Annotated in this window: 1 protein-coding gene; it reads right to left on the reverse strand. The window is 70.3% G+C overall.

The genetic code is table 11. The annotated features are described in order from the left end of the window. Positions 1-17: 17 nt before the first annotated feature. Positions 18-1,231 (reverse strand): ATP-binding cassette domain-containing protein (locus ABZ281_RS49870; protein WP_356665518.1); only part of this gene is annotated, 1,214 nt, incomplete at its 5' end.

Below are 1,231 nucleotides of genomic sequence, written 5' to 3' on the forward strand. Positions count from 1 at the left end.
GGGAGTGGACTGACCCCTCACGCCATTTGACGCCGCACCAGCTCGTGCAGTCGCCCGCCGGTGTCGGCGAGCAGCTGCGCGGGCGGGCCCTGCTGGATGACCTTGCCGTCCTCCATCACCACGACCCGGTCGGCGTCCAGCACGGTCGACAGCCGGTGCGCGATGACGATCCGGGTGGCGTGGAGAGCCTTGGTGCTCTCGATGACCGTGCGCTGCGTCTCGTTGTCGAGCGCGCTGGTCGCCTCGTCGAAGAAGAGGATGCGCGGCCGGCGGATCAGCGCCTGGGCGATCATCAGCCGCTGGCGCTGGCCGCCGGAGACGGCTCCGCTGCCCGCGACGATGGTGTGCAGTCCCATCGGCATCCGCTTGATGTCCTCGGCGAGACCGGCCATCTCGGCCGCCGCCATCGCCTCCTCCGGCGTGTACGGCTCGGTGCCGCAGATGACGTCCAGGATCGAACCGGTGAACGGCTGAGCGTGCTGGAGCACCACACCGCACTGGCGGCGCACCGCCGACTGGTCGAGGGCCGCCAGGTCCTGCCCGTCGTAGAGCACGCTGCCCGACACGGGCCGGTCGAAGCCGATCAGCAGCCGCAGCAGCGTCGACTTTCCGCAGCCGCTCGGGCCGACGACCGCGACGAACTCGCCCGGCCGCACCTCGAACGACACGTCGTCCAGGACCAGCGGACCGTCGTCCGAGTAACGGAAGGACACTCGCCGCGCCTCGATCGCCCCGGTCAGCGGACCCGGCCGGGTGCTCGCCGTGCGCACCTCCGGCGTGGCGTCGAGCACCGGCTTGATCTCCTCGAACAGCGGCAGCGCGGCCACCGCCGAGACGAACGAGCCCGTCAGCTGGGTGACGGAGGTCAGCACCATCGTCACCGACGTGTTGAAGGTGAGGAACGCCGCCGCCGACATCGAGCCCCGGGCCGGACCGGCCAGCAGCATGAACATCAGCAGGGTGCACAGCGGCAGGTACACCGCGCCCAGCACCGTCGTGAGGTTCTTGATGCGGCCGACCTTCTGCTGGAGCTCCCGGCTGCGCGCGAACTCCGACGCCCACGCGGCGTACGCGTAGTTCTCGGCCGCCGCCACCCGCAGCTTGGGCAGGCCCCGCAGCGTCTGGAACGCCTGGTTGTTCAACTTGTTGGAGAGCACCACAAGACGTCGCTGCCAGCGCACCTGCCACAACCCGAGCCCCAGGAACACGGCCGCGATGACGACGAGCATGC

It is taken from the genome of Streptomyces sp. NPDC006265, from assembly GCF_040613555.1.
Taxonomy (GTDB): domain Bacteria; phylum Actinomycetota; class Actinomycetes; order Streptomycetales; family Streptomycetaceae; genus Streptomyces.